This window comes from Streptomyces sp. NPDC058198, from assembly GCF_042882605.1.
Lineage (GTDB): Bacteria > Actinomycetota > Actinomycetes > Streptomycetales > Streptomycetaceae > Streptomyces.
Genome location: NZ_JBHVVP010000013.1, coordinates 64,084 through 81,006, shown reverse-complemented (window position 1 = coordinate 81,006; position 16,923 = coordinate 64,084). Strand labels below are relative to the sequence as shown.

The 16,923-nt window shown below is 67.9% G+C and carries 16 protein-coding genes and 1 pseudogene; 12 read left to right on the top strand and 5 right to left on the bottom strand.

The features are described 5' to 3' along the window. Nucleotides 1-2 precede the first annotated feature (2 nt). The 3 genes from ACFVWW_RS29745 to ACFVWW_RS29735 all read right to left on the bottom strand — a co-directional run bounded on the left by ACFVWW_RS29745 (nucleotide 3) and on the right by ACFVWW_RS29735 (nucleotide 2,684). Nucleotides 3-623 carry a sulfurtransferase TusA family protein gene (locus tag ACFVWW_RS29745; RefSeq protein ID WP_386878922.1) on the bottom strand — a complete coding sequence of 207 codons (621 nt, stop codon included), beginning with the start codon at nucleotides 621-623 and terminating at the stop codon, nucleotides 3-5. A 17-nt stretch (nucleotides 624-640) separates the two neighbouring features. Further along, nucleotides 641-1,312, bottom strand: a complete 672-nt coding sequence (locus ACFVWW_RS29740) for a class I SAM-dependent methyltransferase (RefSeq protein WP_386878923.1) — start codon at nucleotides 1,310-1,312, stop codon at nucleotides 641-643. A gap of 106 nt (nucleotides 1,313-1,418) precedes the next feature. Further along, the gene (locus ACFVWW_RS29735) at nucleotides 1,419-2,684 is read right to left on the bottom strand and encodes an APC family permease (RefSeq protein WP_386878924.1); all 1,266 of its coding nucleotides are present in this window, start codon (nucleotides 2,682-2,684) and stop codon (nucleotides 1,419-1,421) included. 135 nt (nucleotides 2,685-2,819) lie between these two features. On the opposite strand from ACFVWW_RS29735, the gene ACFVWW_RS29730 reads away from it, so the two are divergent. The 3 genes from ACFVWW_RS29730 (at nucleotide 2,820) to ACFVWW_RS29720 (ending at nucleotide 4,738) form a co-directional block, all read left to right on the top strand. Next, nucleotides 2,820-3,155, top strand: coding sequence for an ArsR/SmtB family transcription factor (locus ACFVWW_RS29730; protein ID WP_384330879.1), 336 nt, complete (start codon nucleotides 2,820-2,822; stop codon nucleotides 3,153-3,155). Continuing rightward, nucleotides 3,155-3,874, top strand: a complete 720-nt coding sequence (locus tag ACFVWW_RS29725; protein ID WP_386878925.1) for a cation transporter — start codon at nucleotides 3,155-3,157, stop codon at nucleotides 3,872-3,874. Before ACFVWW_RS29730 ends, ACFVWW_RS29725 begins: the two co-directional genes overlap by 1 nt. A 78-nt stretch (nucleotides 3,875-3,952) precedes the next feature. After that, nucleotides 3,953-4,738 carry a sulfite exporter TauE/SafE family protein gene (locus tag ACFVWW_RS29720; protein WP_384180545.1) on the top strand — a complete coding sequence of 262 codons (786 nt, stop codon included), beginning with the start codon at nucleotides 3,953-3,955 and terminating at the stop codon, nucleotides 4,736-4,738. A 77-nt stretch (nucleotides 4,739-4,815) separates the two neighbouring features. Here ACFVWW_RS29720 and ACFVWW_RS29715 read toward each other — a convergent pair. Next, a pseudogene (locus ACFVWW_RS29715) lies at nucleotides 4,816-5,222 on the bottom strand (transposase); the annotation flags it as partial. Between the two features lie 580 nt (nucleotides 5,223-5,802). Between ACFVWW_RS29715 and ACFVWW_RS29710 the strand changes: the two are divergent. Beyond that, on the top strand, nucleotides 5,803-6,528 hold the full coding sequence (locus tag ACFVWW_RS29710; protein ID WP_386878926.1) for a dienelactone hydrolase family protein: 726 nt from the start codon (nucleotides 5,803-5,805) through the stop codon (nucleotides 6,526-6,528). Between the two features lie 349 nt (nucleotides 6,529-6,877). After that, the gene (locus tag ACFVWW_RS29705; protein WP_386878927.1) at nucleotides 6,878-7,615 is read left to right on the top strand and encodes a TnsA-like heteromeric transposase endonuclease subunit; all 738 of its coding nucleotides are present in this window, start codon (nucleotides 6,878-6,880) and stop codon (nucleotides 7,613-7,615) included. A gap of 781 nt (nucleotides 7,616-8,396) precedes the next feature. On the opposite strand, the gene ACFVWW_RS29700 is transcribed toward ACFVWW_RS29705, so the two are convergent. Continuing rightward, entirely contained in the window at nucleotides 8,397-8,525 is a 129-nt protein-coding gene (locus ACFVWW_RS29700) for a hypothetical protein (protein ID WP_384180539.1), read from the bottom strand. 5 nt (nucleotides 8,526-8,530) lie between these two features. On the opposite strand from ACFVWW_RS29700, the gene ACFVWW_RS29695 reads away from it, so the two are divergent. The 7 genes from ACFVWW_RS29695 (at nucleotide 8,531) to ACFVWW_RS29665 (ending at nucleotide 16,899) form a co-directional block, all read left to right on the top strand. After that, entirely contained in the window at nucleotides 8,531-9,115 is a 585-nt protein-coding gene (locus ACFVWW_RS29695) for a DinB family protein (protein ID WP_386878928.1), read from the top strand. A 51-nt stretch (nucleotides 9,116-9,166) separates the two neighbouring features. Continuing rightward, the gene (locus ACFVWW_RS29690; protein WP_384330858.1) at nucleotides 9,167-9,415 is read left to right on the top strand and encodes a hypothetical protein; all 249 of its coding nucleotides are present in this window, start codon (nucleotides 9,167-9,169) and stop codon (nucleotides 9,413-9,415) included. 150 nt (nucleotides 9,416-9,565) lie between these two features. Beyond that, nucleotides 9,566-10,519 (top strand): TauD/TfdA dioxygenase family protein, encoded by a 954-nt coding sequence (locus tag ACFVWW_RS29685; RefSeq protein WP_386878929.1) that lies wholly within the window; start codon nucleotides 9,566-9,568, stop codon nucleotides 10,517-10,519. A gap of 1,449 nt (nucleotides 10,520-11,968) precedes the next feature. Further along, nucleotides 11,969-13,312, top strand: coding sequence for a cytochrome P450 (locus ACFVWW_RS29680; protein WP_384330852.1), 1,344 nt, complete (start codon nucleotides 11,969-11,971; stop codon nucleotides 13,310-13,312). Nucleotides 13,313-13,349: 37 nt separating this feature from the next. Continuing rightward, nucleotides 13,350-14,738 carry a cytochrome P450 gene (locus tag ACFVWW_RS29675; RefSeq protein ID WP_386878930.1) on the top strand — a complete coding sequence of 463 codons (1,389 nt, stop codon included), beginning with the start codon at nucleotides 13,350-13,352 and terminating at the stop codon, nucleotides 14,736-14,738. Next, nucleotides 14,735-15,793: a hypothetical protein gene (locus ACFVWW_RS29670; protein ID WP_386878931.1), complete on the top strand. Its 1,059-nt coding sequence runs from the start codon at nucleotides 14,735-14,737 to the stop codon at nucleotides 15,791-15,793. The genes ACFVWW_RS29675 and ACFVWW_RS29670 overlap by 4 nt, the downstream gene beginning before the upstream one ends. Beyond that, nucleotides 15,790-16,899 (top strand): TIGR03857 family LLM class F420-dependent oxidoreductase, encoded by a 1,110-nt coding sequence (locus ACFVWW_RS29665; protein ID WP_386878932.1) that lies wholly within the window; start codon nucleotides 15,790-15,792, stop codon nucleotides 16,897-16,899. Before ACFVWW_RS29670 ends, ACFVWW_RS29665 begins: the two co-directional genes overlap by 4 nt. Nucleotides 16,900-16,923: the final 24 nt, after the last annotated feature.

The window sequence follows — 16,923 nt, the reverse complement described above, 5'->3', positions numbered from 1 at the left end:
GGTCACATCGTCGGCTGGGCTGATGGCTGGGAGGTCTCGGGTGCCACGGACCCGATACCCGGCCGAAGCTGGGCCCCTGGCTTCACGATGAGAGGGGCCCGTACGACGGCCTCGTAGCTGCGGCCGTGGACCACCTCGGCCGCAACGTCGTCGACTGTCTCAACTCCGGCTACAAGATGCGGGACGAGGGGAAGCTGCTCGTCAAGCCCTCGTACGGGTTCCAGTACGTGCGGGTAGTAACGGGTGGCAAGATCGGCCACGTAGAGCTTCACCCACACGCTTCTACGGTGATTCGGCTGGTCGCTCGCCGCATCCTTGCCGATCCCGAGCGAGTCACGCCGAGCAGTGAGGCGGCCCGCTTGAACCGTGTGGGGGATGGTCGGCCGCGCGTCGGCGGCCAGGCGCAGGGCGTAGACGGCAGGTGTGTCATCGGGTTCCGCGACGGGTCCGAGGTAGGTGTGGCCGGTCATGCGGCACCAGGCGGGCAGATCCAGCGGGCCGGCCGGGTCAGTGGCGATGACGTGTACGACCGTGCCGGGCTGGGCGTCCTTGACGCGGGCGACGAGCCGCAGGAGGAGGGTGATGCAGAGCTGGCCGGTGCCATCGACGGTGATGTCGGGCACCGGGATCGGGGCGGCAGTCAGCGGGGCAGGATCTGGGTGACGCGCCACAGTCGGCGGGGCAGGTCGCCCTCCTCGAAGGCGTGGACCTCGTTCAGGGTCCAGCCGTCGGCGAGGGCGTCGACCAGGTCGCGGTCGAAGAAGCGCACCGCGAAGCCGCCGTGTTCAAAGATGTCGTCGCCGTGCGTGGTGCCGGTGCCGTAATGGGCGTCGCCGGTGTGCCGGACGGTGTAGACGAAGGACCCGCCGGGCCGCAGCACCCGGGCGATCTCGCCGACCAGGGTGTGGATCTCCTTGGTCGACGGGGCCATGCAGAGCAGCATGTGCGCGAATACCGCGTCCACGGAGCCGTCCGCCAGCGGCAGCGGCTCGCGGACGTCGTGCACAGTGGTGGCCACACGGTCCCCGGCGCCCTGCGCCTGGGCGGCGTGGGTGAGCTGTTCCAGGCCGGTGGCGGAGAAATCGGTGGCCTGGACGGTGAAGCCCATCCGGGCGAAGTGCAGGGCGTCGCGGCCGTGTCCGGCGCCGAGCTCCAGGACGTCCCGGGCTCCGGCCGTACGGAAGACGCCGACGGCGTGGATGGCTGGCTCGGAGGGCTGTTCTCCGTACATGCCGGGGTGGGCGGTGTAGGTGTGCTGCCAGTGCTCGCGCTGCGCCTGCGCCAGTTGGGGGGTCTGCTCTTGTCCCGTCACGGCTGCGTCTTTCTTCACATGTTCCGGCCCGGCTGCCGGTCTGCGCACCACCCTGGATCGGGTGTGGTGCTTCGCCCGCCCCAGAGTGGGTGGGGCTCAGCGCCGGTCAGCTGCGGACGCGTGCCTTTCGTACGCCGTAGACGGCCGCGCCGGCGGCGAGGATGCCGGCTCCGGTCATGACGGAGGTCAGGGGCAGGGCGAAGGCGAGGATCGTGCAGCCGGCCAGGCCGAGGACGGGAACGGCGCGTGGCGGGCGGCGCTCGGCCGGGGTGAGGGTGTAGGCGGCGGCGTTGGCGATCGCGTAGTAGGCCAGGACGCCGAAGGAGGAGAAGCCGATCGCGCCGCGCACGTCGACGGTGGCGGCGGCGATGGCGACGACCGCGCTCACGGCGAGTTCGGCGTGGTGGGGAACGCCGTAGCGCGGGTGGGCGGCGGCCAGGGTGTGGGGCAGGTGCCGGTCACGGGCCATGGCCAGGGTGGTACGGGAGACGCCGAGGATCAGGGCGAGCAGGGAGCCGAGCGCGGCGGTTGCCGCACCGACGCGCACGACGGGGGCCAGGGCGGGGACGTCGGCCGCCCGTACGGCCTCGGTGAGCGGTTCGGTGGCGTGGGCGAGCCGTTCGGGCCCGAGCACCGACAGAACCGCGACGGCCACACAGGCGTAGACGACGAGGGTGATGGCCAAGGCGAGGGGAATCGCGCGGGGGATGGTGCGGGCCGGGTCGCGGACCTCTTCGCCGAGGGTGGCGATGCGGGCGTATCCGGCGAAGGCGAAGAACAGCAGCCCGGCCGCCTGCAGAACACCACCCGTCGTGGCGTCCGCGCCGATGTCCAGCCGGGCGGTCTCGGCAGTCCCGCTGGTCAGGCAGGCGGTGACCACCGAGGCGAGAACCGCCAGGACCACCGCGACGATGACGCGGGTCAGCCGCGCGCTCTTCTGCACACCCGTGTAGTTGAGCGCGGTCAGCGCCACCACGGCGGCCACCGCAACCGCGTGGGCCTGACCCGGCCAGGCGTAGGTGCCCACGGTCAGCGCCATGGCCGCACAGGAGGCGGTCTTGCCGACGACGAATGCCCAGCCGGCCAGGTAGCCCCAGAAGTCACCGAGCCGTTCGCGGCCGTAGACGTAGGTGCCGCCGGAGGCCGGGTAGCGGGCGGCCAGCCGCGCCGAGGACATCGCGTTGCAGTATGCGACCACCGCCGCGAGGGCCAGCCCGAGCAGCAGCCCGGACCCGGCCGCCTGGGCCGCCGGACCGAGCGCCGCGAAGATGCCCGCCCCGATCATCGACCCCAGCCCGATCAGCACCGCGTCGGACACCCCTAGGCGCCGCTTCAACTCGCCGCCACCGGCCGAGGTCCCCACCGCGTTCATCGCCTGCTCCTTCGCGGCGGCCCGCCGCCGAATGCCAGCCGGAAGATCTCGGCGCACCGTAGCGGAGCAAGGTGTCCGGCCGGAGCCAATGATCCATGATTTCCTGAATTCAGATATCGCTGTACTGTCTTGCGGGTGCTGACTCTTGCTTCTGACATCGAGGTGCTGGCCCGTTTCGGCCGCGCGCTCGCCGACCCGATCCGCTGCCGGATCCTTCTCGCGCTGCGCGAGGAGCCGGCCTATCCCTCCGACCTCGCCGACACCCTCGACATCTCGCGCACTCGGCTGTCGAACCATCTTGCCTGCCTGCGCGACTGCGGCCTCGTCGTCACCGTGCCCGACGGGCGCCGCACCCGCTACGAACTCGCCGACCAACGCCTCGGCCACGCCCTGGAGCATGTCCTCGCCGCGGTGGTCGCGGTCGAGTCGGAAAGGACCTGCCCGGACGCCGCCACGAAGGGCTGCTGCTGATGACCGCGATATCCCTGGGGCCGTCCCCGGCCCGCCGCGACGCGCTCGCGAAGCGGATACGGCTGCTGGTCGCTGCGACGATCACCTACAACGTCATCGAGGCGGCCGTCGCGATCACCGCCGGGACGATCGCCTCCTCCACCGCGCTGGTCGGCTTCGGCCTGGACTCCGTCATCGAGGTCTCCTCCGCCGCCGCAGTCGCCTGGCAGTTCTCCGCCCGCGACCACGGCGTACGCGAGGCCCGGGAGAAGACCACGCTGCGGATCATCGCCGTCTCCTTCTTCGCACTCGCCGCGTACGTGACACTCGACGCCGTACGAGCCCTGACCGGAACCGGCGAGGCGGACCGCTCCGTCCCGGGCATCGTCATCGCCGCCCTGTCCCTGGCGATCATGCCGTTCCTCTCCGCCGCACAGCGCCGCGCCGGGCGCGAACTCGGCTCCGCCTCCGCAGTCGCAGACTCCAAGCAGACCCTGCTGTGCACCTACCTCTCCGCCGTCCTGCTGATCGGGCTGGTTCTCAACGCCACCCTCGGCTGGTCCTGGGCCGACCCCATCGCCGCCCTCGTCATCGCCGCCATCGCGGTGAAGGAAGGGCGCGACGCCTGGCAGGGCAAGGGCTGTTGCGCACCATCCGCCCACTCCGTCGCAGCTATGCCGTCCTCGGGCGACGAGACGGACGCGCGCGGCTGCCGCCCCGGCTGCACCTGCTGCTCATGAACATCGCGTTGCCGACCGGCTGCGCCGCCGGCGGGCGTGCTGATACTGGTCCGGCAACGGACACGGGCGGGAGCAACGGTGGACTGGTGGACTGCGCTGGGAGGCCTGTCCGCAGGGCTGCTGATCGCGACAATGACCGCACCGGTCGGGGTGTCCGGGGCGGTATTCCTCCTCCCGGTCCAGCTGAGCGTCTTCGGTGTGCCGAACCCCGCGGTCACGCCGACCAACCTCCTCTTCAACGTCATCGCCGGACCTGGGGCTTTGTGGCGTTACAGCCAAACCGGCGCCCTGCGCGGACCACTCACCAGGCTCCTGGTGGCCGGCACCCTGCCCGGAGTGATCCTCGGCGCCGTCATCCGGGTCTTCGCCCTCCCAGGCCCCACCGTCTTCCGACTCCTCATCGCCGCCCTCCTCCTCCCGCTCGGCCTGTGGCTGTGCACACGCACCCTCCGCCCAACACCCCAGCGGGCCGCCGCTGGTGAACCGTCCGCACGCACCGTCACCGGCCTCGCGCTGGCCGTGGGCATCGTGGGAGGGATTTACGGAATCGGAGGCGGTTCGCTTCTCGGACCGATCCTCGTTGGCCGTGGCCTGCCGGTCGCCCGCGTCGCCCCGGCCGCCCTCGCCTCCACATTCGCGACCTCGCTCGTTGGCGCGGCCACCTTCGCGTTGCTGTCCCTGATCAGCCGCGGAGATGTAGCGCCGGAATGGCTCCTGGGCCTCGCCTGCGGAGTCGGCGGCTTGATCGGCGGCTATCTCGGCGCCCACCTCCAACCGCGCCTCCCCGAGACAGCTCTGCGACTACTTCTCGGCACCCTGGCCGCAGCACTTGGTGCTCTCTACGTGGTGCAGGCCATCCGCTGATCGTGCGCCATACGGGGCTGGGAACGTGGGAAAGTCATGACCGAGACATTCATATAGCCCCTTAGCTTGTTCTTTATCTACCAAGATCTTCCGGGCTTGCCGATGGCCTTGAGGGTCTCGGGGCGTTTGACGGTCTTGCCGACGTCGTAGCGGGGTGCCCTGCAAGCTGGGTGTGAGCGACGATCAGGATCCAGGTCCAGCGGTCCGTGGCCTCGGGAGTGCGCAGTTTCGGGGTGGTCCAGCCGAGAGTCTGCTTCGCGAAGCGGAAGGTGTGTTCCAGATCGAAGCGGCGGAGAAACGCCTGCCAGAAGCGGTCCACGTCGTCCGGGGTGGCCCCGGTTTTGGAGGACCATGACCACACCGGCGGGGCATCCCGGTCCTTCGACAGGTGCTCGACTTTCAACCGCATCAACGTCCCCTCAACCAGGGGTAGTTCACCATCGTGGTCGAGCCAGGATGAGCGGTGGGTGAGCTTTGGGTGGACCGCACCGTCCGCACACAGCACCGCGTCCACCAGCTCGAACAACTCGTCGCGCCGTGCGGTCAGACACTCGTAGAACTCGCCACGGAAGCGTGACGCTTCCGCGAACGCTTCCCCCCCGGACGGCAGCAGGCAGCAGACTCATCCTCACGGCTGTCCCGTCTCTCGCAATGTGCTCGCTGTCTCACGTGACCTTGTTGGATTCGCGGCTGGTCTCAGGTGACGTTGTCGCAGTGGGCCGGGGCGGAGACTGATTCTCACGCGATGTGTCGCTCAGTCGGGTTCGCCCCAGCTCTGCGCTCGCGGGGGCTCCCTCTACTGGCCGTCGAGTTCAGCGAACGCTTCCGCGAACCCCTTCGCATCCGACTTGTTCGTCGTGTAGGCGCAGGTCCCCCGGCGCAGGACCTGGCAGGTCCACCTCCAGCACCGTGCCCAAGGCAGGTGATCCGATAACGCTGCTGCGGGAACGGGGTTTGTGACGGATCTTGTGAGCCATCGCCGCATTTCAGAGGCACTCCCGCGCTGTTCTGCCGGCGGAGAACACCGGCCCGACCCGGCTCGACGATCACTACGGTCCAGTCTCATGACGACGATTACAACGCGCACGGTCGAGTACCCGGCCGACGGCCTGACGATGATCGGGCACCTCGCGCTCCCGGCCGGCGTCGACCGCCGACCCGCGGTGCTGCTCGGACCAGAGGGCCCGGGGCTCAGCGACGTCGAGCGCCGCCGGGCCGATGCGCTCGCCGAACTGGGATACGTAGCTCTGGCCTTCGACCTCCACGGCGGGCGCTATTTGGGCGACCCAGACGAGATGCTGGCCCGTTGCATGCCGCTGCTCGCCGACCCCGACCGGATGCGGGGCATCGGCCACGCGGCGCTCGACGTGTTGCGCGCCGAACCGCGGACCGACCCCGACCGGATCGCCGCCGTCGGCTACGGCACCGGCGGCGCCATCGGGCTGGAACTCGGGCGCGACGGCGTCAACCTACGCGCGATCGGCACAGTCAACGCACTGACCACAGGCCGACCGGGCGAGACGGCGCGCATCCGCTGCCCAGTGTGGGCCGGGGTCGGGTCGGAAGACCCGATCATGCCGCCCGCGCAACGGGACGCGTTCACCGCCGAGATGCAGGCCGCGGGCGTCGACTGGCGCCTCGTGGTCTACGGCGGCGCCTTGCACGCCTTCCACCACCCGCCGGTCGACCACCCCATGGTCCCCGGCGTCGGCTACCACCCACAGCACGCGCGGCGCGCCTGGCACGACGTCATCGACCTGCTCACCGAGTGCCTGCCCGTAACGGAGTGATCTGGTCAGCAACCGCGATTCCGGGCCGCGAACCAGGCCGGTAGACCGCCACCGGCTCCGGTTTGTTGGACATCACCGCAGCTCAGAGAAACGGTGACGAGGTGCTCTGCGAGGGCGTTCCCACTCGGCGGCGGGAACGGCTCCGCCCAGTGCCCTGGCTCGTTCTCTGCCATCACGTTCCTGACCTGGGCAGACCCGGACCGCCGTCTCAGCTGGAGTTGCCGCTGACCATGCTCCGTCTCAGGTGCTGTTCCCTCTCACGGGTGGTTTGAGGCCGCATCGCTGGCGGAGGTGTCTGCTGGCGACTTCGCTTGGATCGATTCCGTGTGATCGATCCGGGGGCTGGACGATGGATGTCGAAAGGCTGGGGCAGGCTGCGTTCGAGGTGGTATACGTCGATGAGGACTGCGTACGCCGCCGCGAGCCGTTGTCGGCCTGCTGGACACTGAGGTTCGAGCGGCTGTCGCCGGTGCGTACGGTCAAGTCCTACCAGGGGCAGAAGTCCGTGACCCGTGACTACTGGGCGGCCACGACGGCCGGGCAGCTGTCCTGCGAGTCGCACCTGGAACGGCACCACGCGATGCTGATGGACCTCGATCCGCAGGTCACGGCTCTGGCTGGCCAGCCGTTCCGGCTGTTCTGGCCCGGCCGGCGGGGCCGTCGCGGGCACGTCCCGGACTTCTTCGCCCGACTCGATGACGGCGGCGGCCTGGTGGTGGATGTCCGTCCGGACGATCGGATCGAGCCGGACGATGCGGAGGCGTTCGCAGCCACCGCACGGGCCTGCGAACTCGCCGGTTGGGCCTTCCGCCGGGTGGGAGTGATCGATCCGGTGCTGTTGGCGAACGTCAAGTGGCTGGCGGGCTACCGGCACCCGCGCAACCACCGGGAACCTGTCGCCTCGCACTTGGCGGCGGCCTTCACTGAGCCGGAGGCCCTGTTGGCCGGGGCCGAGCGGGTCGGTGACCGCCTGGCTGTGCTGCCGGTTCTCTATCATTTGCTCTGGCGCCGAGTTCTGGAAGTTGACCTGGAATCAAGTCCGTTGGGGCCGCGAAGCATGGTCCAGCGGGTGGTGCCGGCCTGGTGAGACCTCCGCCTGGTGGTTAGGCCCGGTGACCGGGTGAGGTTCGACGGCAAGGTGCACACCGTGATCGGCCTCTCCGGCGTCCTGGTGCGGCTGGCCGACGAACACGGGCACTCCAGCGCGATGCACTCCGCCGTTGGATGGAGGCAGAACGTCACTACCGCACGGCCGACGATCACCTATTTCCTATTCCGCCTGTCGCTGGCTCGCGCGAAGGGGCGGATCCTAGCCGCGGCACCAACGACCTGCGCTGTCTCACTTGCGGAACCCGACTCGACCCGCAGGCCCGCCCGAACGCAGCTTTCCGCTCAAGCGCATGCCGGGCACGCAGATGGAGGCTCGATCAAGCGGAACCGTCCAGGCTGAAGGTGAAATGCCTGATCTGCAAGTCCACTTGGACCGAAGGGCTGGAACACCGGAAAGGAGCCGTCTACTGCTCAGCGAGGTGCAAAACAGAGGCATGGCGGCGACGCAAGCTCGGATACTGACCATCCCACGCCGAGCGACAAGATCATCTGAGATTGGTCGTCGTGAACTTTGGCGAGCGACAACGTCAACCGAGATTCCGGCCTCGACCTGTCTCACGCGTCCTTGCATCCGCACTGGTCATGGGGTTGGTCACCGGCAAGATCGAATGAGACGGGACACTCACGGCCTTCGTCTCGGTCACGTGCACCTTGGTCGGAGCACAGGATCAGACGAAGGCCGCTACCGCGTCCGGCGAATCCCCAGGTGAGCGACTCAGTTCGAGACCGGAAGATAAAGAACAAGCTTAGAGGTTGCCTCACGTGGCAAGTTTCGCGAGCTTCTTGTAGCAGGTCAGGGCGGCGGCCATGGCCAGGCCTCGGTTCTGCCTGTCGTTGTGGGCCACGTACGGGATCTTGAGACCACGAGCAGCCCATGGCAGGCTCATGCCGCATGATCGATGAATTCGCGAAAGACAACCTGCACGGGAGACTGCGGCGGGACCGCGAGGCGCTGCTCTGGAAACTCGACGGCTTGTCCGAATACGACGCCCGCCGGCCTTTGACAGCGACCGGGACCAACCTCCTCGGCCTGGTCAAACACGTGGCCACCGTCGAGGCCAGGTACTTCGGCGAGGTCTTCGACCGCCCTTCCCCGGAACCGCTGCCCCGGTGGCAGGACTCCAACGGCAGCGATCTGTGGGCGACCGAGGACGAGACCCGCGATCAGATCATCGGGTTCTACCGGCGCACGTGGGAACACTCGGACGCGACGATCAACGAGCTTCCCCTCGACGCCCCCGGCCACGTGCCGTGGTGGCCGGAGCCTTATGCAGACACCAACCTGTTCGCCATCATGGTCCATGTCCTCGGTGAGTCCATCCGGCATGCCGGGCACGCCGATATCCTGCGCGAGGGCCTCGACGGCCGGACCGGGTTGCGCGCCGAACACGAGAAGCCGATCGACGAGGAAGCCCGTGCAGCCTACTGCGCGAAGATCGAGCAGGCCGCCAGGTCGGCCGCACCAATCAAGACTTAGTACTCCAGCGGGATTTCGTGTCCTGGGCTGGGGCTGTTTGTTGTGTGGGGTGTGGCGGGAACTGTTGAAGTAGACGTGTGGGCTGCCGAGTTGGAGTTGGAGTTGGTGCTGGGCAGGGTGGCGGGTCTGTTCGGCCGGGTGGATCTGCGGTGGCGGATGCGGGACTACGTCCGCGGGCTGCTGGGTCCAGTGACACGGAAGAACGGCTGGCAGCTCGCCGAATATGCTGGCCATCGCACCCCCGAGGGGTTCTACCAACGCAGAACCAGCCCAGAACACGAAATCCCGCTGGAGTACTAATGCAATAAGTGGCGTTACTGTCTGCTTCAATCGACATGTGAGTAACTAATATAATATAAAAAGAAGAGATTTTCCTTGACGCGCGTCGGCCGTGCCGTCACGATGCGATTGATGTTTCGATGATGAATTATTATTCGAGGGGGACCGCGCATGCCGATCGCCACCATACCGCTGTCACCGTACATCGGCCTGGAAGTTCATGGCCTGGACCTGGAGCGAGATTTCGACGAGGCGACGCGGCAGGCGCTGCTGGACGCCTGGATTCGTGGCGGCATCCTGCTGTTCCGCGGCTGCCGCTCGGCCGAGGCACACCTGCGGCTGAGCCGCTGCTTCGGCCAGCTTGAGTCTTCGGCGACGCCCGACCTCAACGTCGACGACAATCCCTATCTGATGGAGCTGAAATACGATCCCGAAAAGGGCAAGGGGAAGGGCCCCATGATGCGCGTCAACGGCGCCGAGCGCGCCGGCTGGCTGGGCTGGCATTGGGACCAGTCCTTCACGCCGGTGATCGTGCGCGGCGCGGTGCTGCGCATGATCGAGCCGGCGGCGATCGCCGGCGAAACCGGCTTCATCGACGGCATCGCCGCCTGGCAACGCCTGCCGGTGCAGCTGCAGGAGCGCATCGAAAACCTCGAAGTCGTCTACCACTTCACGCCGGAGATGGACAAGAACCCCTATGGCTTTCCGCCGGACCTGGTGAACCTGAAGACCGATCCTGAGAGCATGGCCGAACTCCGCAAGTACGACTTCCCGCCGGTGGTGCACCCGCTGGTCATCATCCACCCGGAGACCGGCCGCAAGGTGCTCAAGCTGTCGCCGATGCACGCCAACCACGTGCTCGGCATGGACGCGGCGCAAAGCGATGCCCTGCTGCACCAGCTGGCGGACCACCTCGTGGACGAACGCTACGCCTACTTCCACAAGTGGAGGGAGGACGACGTCATCGTCTGGGACAACTGGCGCGTGATCCACAGCGCCGCCGGCGTGCCCCTGGACGTGCGCCGCCGCGCGCAGCGCACCACCCTGCGCGGCGACTACGGCCACGGCCGCTACCTCGATCCTGCGCAGGGCCGCGAGCCGCGCACGGCGACCATCGTCGACTGAGGCGGCGAGCGTACTCCCGGCGGCGGTGCCGATGCCCTACCCGGCTCGGAGCACGCTGGCGCGGGTCAGGCCGGAGCGATGCGGCGCCGGAACGCCACGGCGCGTTGTGAGGCGATACGCCGTCCAAGCACACAGAACAACAACCCGAGGCGTTTGCCGCGTCTCAGGAATTTTCAATTAGTTGGGGCGATATGGACGAGCTCGGAGAATTTTGAATTGAGCTCCTTTTCGGCAAGGAAACACCGCAGTTCGTCGCCTTCGCTTTGTCGCACACATTCTTCGCCAGCACATTTTCCCGTACGTGACCTATGTTTACCGGTGCCTACCTTCGGTAAATAGGAGTGTGCCGCCAACTGCTCCAGAGTGTGACCCGCACCTCTCCTGGTTTGCCTGCTGTGCCGCACGGGAAACATCCATTAATCAACGCAAGAAACCCCGGCTCACAAGCACCGCCGAAGGTCTCGCCGGGTCCGGCGCGGTTCAGTAGCTGGAGATCGGAACTTCCGCCTCTTGACGTCGGGGAGTCACCAAGGGAACAATCACGGAAGCAAGCGCCTTGGTTGACCAGGTCCGGCCCTCATACGTCTGATTCTCTCGCCCATGCTTCCGGAATTGCGGCGCTGACGACTTCTGGCCGCGGCGCGTTATGTCGGTGACCAGTTCTGTTGTCCCGCTTTTCCCCTTCTGCGGTGCCCGCAGCCATGACACGAACGCTCGACGAGCCAGCCTGTATTCAAGTGAAAGGGATGCATCCTGATGAAGCCCGTTGACCGTTGCAGGGCGGCCGTCCGGGAACCCGGGCGCCTGGGTGCCGAGGTGGTTCGGGCTCTGGCCGATTTAGAGTCGGCTGATCTGGTGTCAGAAGCCACTGGATGCGCAGCTCAGTGATCATTTGGGGCTGTGGGTGGGACGGTACCTCGAACCGTCGATACGGGTCACTGTGGAGTTGCGCGGAAGGCCGCTCGATCGAATCGCGCAGTAACCGCAACAGCCCTGCCGCATGCACGGTGGAGTTGGCGTCGACTGGAACGGTATCCGGAAAGTCCGGACACCGCGGCCATCTACACCGCGGCGGCGGGGCCGATCGTCCAGGCCATTGACTTGGTGATGGCGGCTCCTGCGGGAGTCATGAGGACTCCTCGGTCCCCGGCGCACTATGACGCACGTTTCCTTCGGCGGGGGGCCTAAGGGCTGTCCCGTAATCCCTGGCGGGCGCACGACGACAGCTACGGCACCTCGCTGCGTTGTCGGAACGCCCGAATGCATCCAGTATGCGGACGTCCCTCCGCCTTGCGATGCACCGTATCTGACGCCGTGCGCTGATCCACCACGGATTACGGGACAGCCCTTAGCCTGCCTGCCCCGGTGAGGACGTCGGAGAGCGGCACCCCTTCCCCCTGCAACCCTTGTGCGCGTCGCGTTGTGCGATGCGAGAACGGTAGGAGTGACATGAGCATGACAGCCAACTCGCCCTTCGCCGCGTCAACTCCCGGCGGTAGCCGGGACTGGCGGACCGTACTGGCCTCGTCGGACGTGTACGCCGTGCTGTCTGACCCGGTGGTGATGGCGGATCCGCTGCCTCTGGCTGCCTGGCTGCGGGAGAACGCCCCCGTGTACCGGAGAGCGGACGGTGAGTACCTGGTCAGCCGCTACGAGGACGTCTCCCGGCTCTTCCGGGCGCCGATAGAGCAAATCCGGGTAGAGGCGGCCGGCATCCTCCGGTCCGGGGCAATGCAGCACCACCCGAGCGTTCGTCGGCTGGCGGACACCATCGGGCTGCGGAATCCGCCCGAGCACACCCGCCTCAACCGGGTCTACATGCGGTACTTCACTGCCGCGCGGGTGTCCGCGCTCCGAGAGCGAACCCGGGTGATCGTGGCGGAAAGCGTCCGAGACCTCATGGAGAGACTGACCGGCGGAGAGCAGGCGGACCTGCGCGAACTGGCGACGGCTCTTCCCACGCACATGATGAGTCTGCTGCTGGACCTGTCGCCGGAGGATGTCTCCTGGCTGAGCACGTGCGTGTGGCATATCGAGCAGCCATTCGATCCGACGCTCACCGACGTCCGGCTGGCCGACGCGGATCGCAGCAGTGAGGAACTGGACGCCTTCGTGGTGGACCTGGTGGCCCGTCGGCGCGGCGGCGGAGGCAGCGATCTGATCACGGCACTGGCCGACATGAGAGATGACGAGGGCGGCCTGTCGCAGAACGACATCATCGCCATGGTGTTCACCATCCTCGCGGGCGGTGGGCCCACCATGGCCTTTGTCATCGCCTTGGCGCTGTGGCGCACGCTGGTCCGTCGTGAGCACATCGACCGCCTCGACGGATCCCCCGGCGGGGCTGCGGCGTACGTCGAGGAACTGCTGCGGTTCGAGTCGCCGGCGATGTACAGCCCGATCCCGCGAGTCGCCGTACGCGACATCGAACTGGGGGGTGAGGTTCTCCCTGCGGGCTCGCGGATTTTTGGGCTGATCACCGGCGCCAACCACGACCCCCGGGCATTCCAGGATCCTGGAGTGTTCGATCCGTCGCGCTTCGATTCCTCATCACGGCGGCGTGGCACTGCCCCCGTGCTGGCCTACGGCACGGGGATCCACCGCTGCGTCGGGGCGCATCTGGCCTCTATGGAGCTCGAGGTGGTCCTCGATGAGATCTACCCGCTCCTGCCGGACCTGTGCTTGGAGGGGCCGGTGACATGGGGACGCACCTCGTACGGTCGTAATGTCACCGCGCTCCCTGTCCGGCTGGGCACCCCGGCTCCGGCCCGGTCGGAGCACCAGCGGCCATGAGGCGGATCCGGATCCCTGGCTGGATGGAGAGAAGTTCATGTCGATGACAGACCAGCACCGCGTACCGAAAGCCATGCGCTCGCGTGTTCCGCTGATCGGCAGCGCCGTTCGCATCCGCCGCGATCCGCTGGGGTTTGTGCAGCGGATCCGCAGTTATGGGGATGTGGCCACCTTCAAGCTGGGCCCGCGCACGGTGTATGTGGTCAACCACCCCGATCTGATCCGCCAGATGCTGGTGACTGATGCGGACAAGTTCCACAAAGGGGTGATGTTCCAAAAGGCGCAGGTTCTGGCCCGCAACGGTCTGTTCACTTCGGAGGGGGACTTCCACGCCCGGCAGCGCCGACTCATCCAGCCGGCAGTCCGCGCCTCCGAGATCGCCGGCTACACCCGGACCATGGTGGACCAGGTCGAGGGGCTGGTGACCGCATGGGCGGACGGGGAAGTGGTCCGGATGGACGAGGTCACCTTCCCACTGGCGCTCGGCATCGTCGGCCGGGTCTTGTTCTCCACGGACCTTGACCCGGAGACCACGGCCGAGGTCCAGGAGTCCCTGCCCGTGTTACTCCGGGGTCTTGGCCAGCGTGCCCTGGCGCCGTTCGACCTGCTGGACCGGTTGCCGACTTCGACCAACCGGGCCTTCGAGCGTGCGCTGCCGCGGTTCCAAGCCGTGATCTACCGGATGATCCGTCAGCACCGGCTCGATCTCGGGCAGCGCCCAGACCTGCTGACATCGCTGTTGCAGGCCGTGGACGCGGACACCGGTGCGGCGATGACGGACGAGCAGGTCTACGACGAGGTCACCAGCATGATCATCGCCGGCAGCGAGACGACGGCGGCTGCGATGTGCTGGGCCGCTTACCTGCTCGCCACCCACCCGGCTGCGCAACGCGCCGTGCAGGACGAGGTCGACGACGTCCTGCGGGGCCGTCCAGTGCAGTATGAGGACCTGGGCCGACTCGAGTACACCCATCGCGTCGTCAAGGAGACCCTGCGCCTTTACCCGACCACCTGGATGCTGATGCGCCGTCCCCTCGTCGACGTCGACCTCGGCGGCTACCGGCTCCCGGCCGATGCGATGGTGCTGTTCTCCATCTTCGCCCTGCACCGCGACCCTGCCCTCTTCCCGGATCCGGAGCGCTTCGACCCGGACCGCTGGCTGCCGGCCCGTGCCGAGACGATCCCGCCCCACGCCTACATGCCCTTCGGCGCCGGCCCGCGAGGGTGTATCGGGGGCCCGTTCTCCCACACCGAGGCGTCCGTGTTCCTCGCCACCCTGGCCCAACAGCACACTCTGGCCCCGGTGTCCGACGAACCGCCCCGGATCGTCACCACACTCATCCCGATGCCGGGGCCCATTCCACTGGCCCTGCGTTCCCGCAAGAAACCGCAGGCGTCGACCTCACCGGAGGCCGTGACCCGATGACACCCTCAACCATTGACGCCACCGTTGAACGGGCACTGGAGTACCTGATAGGACAGCACGAACTGTCCTACCCGGACGCGACACACGTCATGGGCTCCTACTCCACCGCGCAGTTCACCAAGCTCCACCAGCAGCACCAGCCCCTGCCACAGGTGGGGAAGTTCGCCGAGTTCCGCTGCGTGGGCGCCGTCTACCACGTGGCCACCATCACCGAGGCACTCCTGGACGCCGCAGAGGCCGGTTACAAGGAATGCCGGCGATTCGCCGACGAAAACACCGCCTGGCTGCTCTCCCAACGCGACGGCGTCTCCTGGCGGTACTTCCCCGGCTTCGAGCCCCTACCGCACGACGCCGACACCCTGGCCCAAGTCCTGCGCATCCTCATCCGCACCGGCCATGCCGACAACGCCGTCGTGCGAGCCGCCACAGCTCTCGCCGCGCGCAACGCATGGGACGACGGCGTCGTCAACACCTGGCTGCTCGACGCACCTGGCGAACGCGATGCGGCCAACCGGGTCTGGGGCCGAGGCCGGAACGACACCGGCCGCGACCCCGAGGTGGTAGCGAACCTCGCACACGCCACCCACCTGTACGAGCAGCACATCGGGCCCCTACCGCTGAGCCCGCTCGTCGGCCCGGCAACCCGCTGGCTGATCGACCAGCAACAGCCCATGGGCTTCTGGCGGGCATCCTGGTATGTGGGAACCAGCTACAGCACCTACGTCGCCGTACGCCACCTCGCCGCCCTGGACGGACATCAAGAAGAGATCGCCCGAGCCGCACGCTTCCTCGCACAGGCACCCGCGCCCGATCCCCTCAACCGGGCCCTCGCCATGCTGGCCCTGACCGCGGCCGGCGCCGCCGTGTCCTCCGACGACTGCCGGCTGCTGATCGGCAGCCAGTTCCCTGACGGCTCATGGGAGGCCGTGCCCTGGCTCGACAACCACGCCAGAGTGTGGGGGAGCCGCGCGGTCACCACCGCGCTCTGCCTCAAGGCGCTGCTCGCCGTGCGGCGTGACACCGCAAGCGCGAACCACAACGGCAGGATGCCGTGAGCGACACCCCTTTCACCCCCACTACCTTGCCGCTGGGGGCATACATCCTGTCCGGCCGCGTGCCTGACGCGCGTGCGGGCATCGCCCAGGCGCAGGCCGGAGAGGCACTCGGGCTCAGCAACCTGTGGATCTCCGAGAAGTTCGGCACGAAGGATCTCGGCGCCCTCGCAGGCGCACTGGCCGCATGCACCACAAGACCCGGCATCGCCGCAGGAGTCGTCCCTTTTCAGACCCGGCACCCCCTACAGCTGGCCTCACTCGCGGCCACCGTGCAGTCGCTGACCGCAGGCCGCTTCCTGCTCGGGCTCGGGCGTGGCGGCAGCTGGCTGTCCGGACTCGGTGTGCCACCCACCGCCACGGCACGGGTGGTCGTCGACACGGTAACCATGCTGCGCCGCCTGTGGAACGGCGAAGAGGTGACCTATCACGGCCCCGCAGGCGACTTCCCGAGGCTTCAGCTCCGGGAGCTGCCGACCACACCTCCGCCCCGTGTCGTCCTGGCCGGGATCGGTGAGCAGTCCCTGCGACTCGCCGGAGAGCACTTCGACGGTGTGCTCCTGCCGGCGTTCACCACACCGCAGGCAGTCGCACGGATCGCCGCCCGTGTCCGCCAGACCGCGACAGCCTGCGGCCGCAGCCCGAACGCCGTGCGCATCTACGCCACCGTCCTCACCGCGGCCGACCCGACACCTGAGGCCAGGGACATCATCGCGGGTCGCGCGGCAACCTACCTCCAGGCTCCCATCGGCGGAGAACGACTGGTCCGGACCAACGGCTGGGACCTGGACGCGCTTCGACGACTGCGCGGACACCCCCACATCGCCCGGCTCGGCGACACGTACGCCGATGCCGTCCTCGACCCCCTCGACCTCGCCGAGGCCGCCCACCTGATACCCGCAACCTGGCTCAGCGAGTCCACCGCGACCGGGAGCCCCCGTACCTGCGCCGCCCGGCTTCAGGACTACCTCGACGCCGGCGCCGACGAGCTGGTCCTGCACGGCACCACACCCGACCGGCTCGCTCCCGTCATCCACGCCTTCACCGCACTCCGCCCACCATCGCGGCCACAACCCGCCGCGGCAGACACACAGGATCGCCTGGCATGAGCCGTACCGCCCTCGACCAGCTTC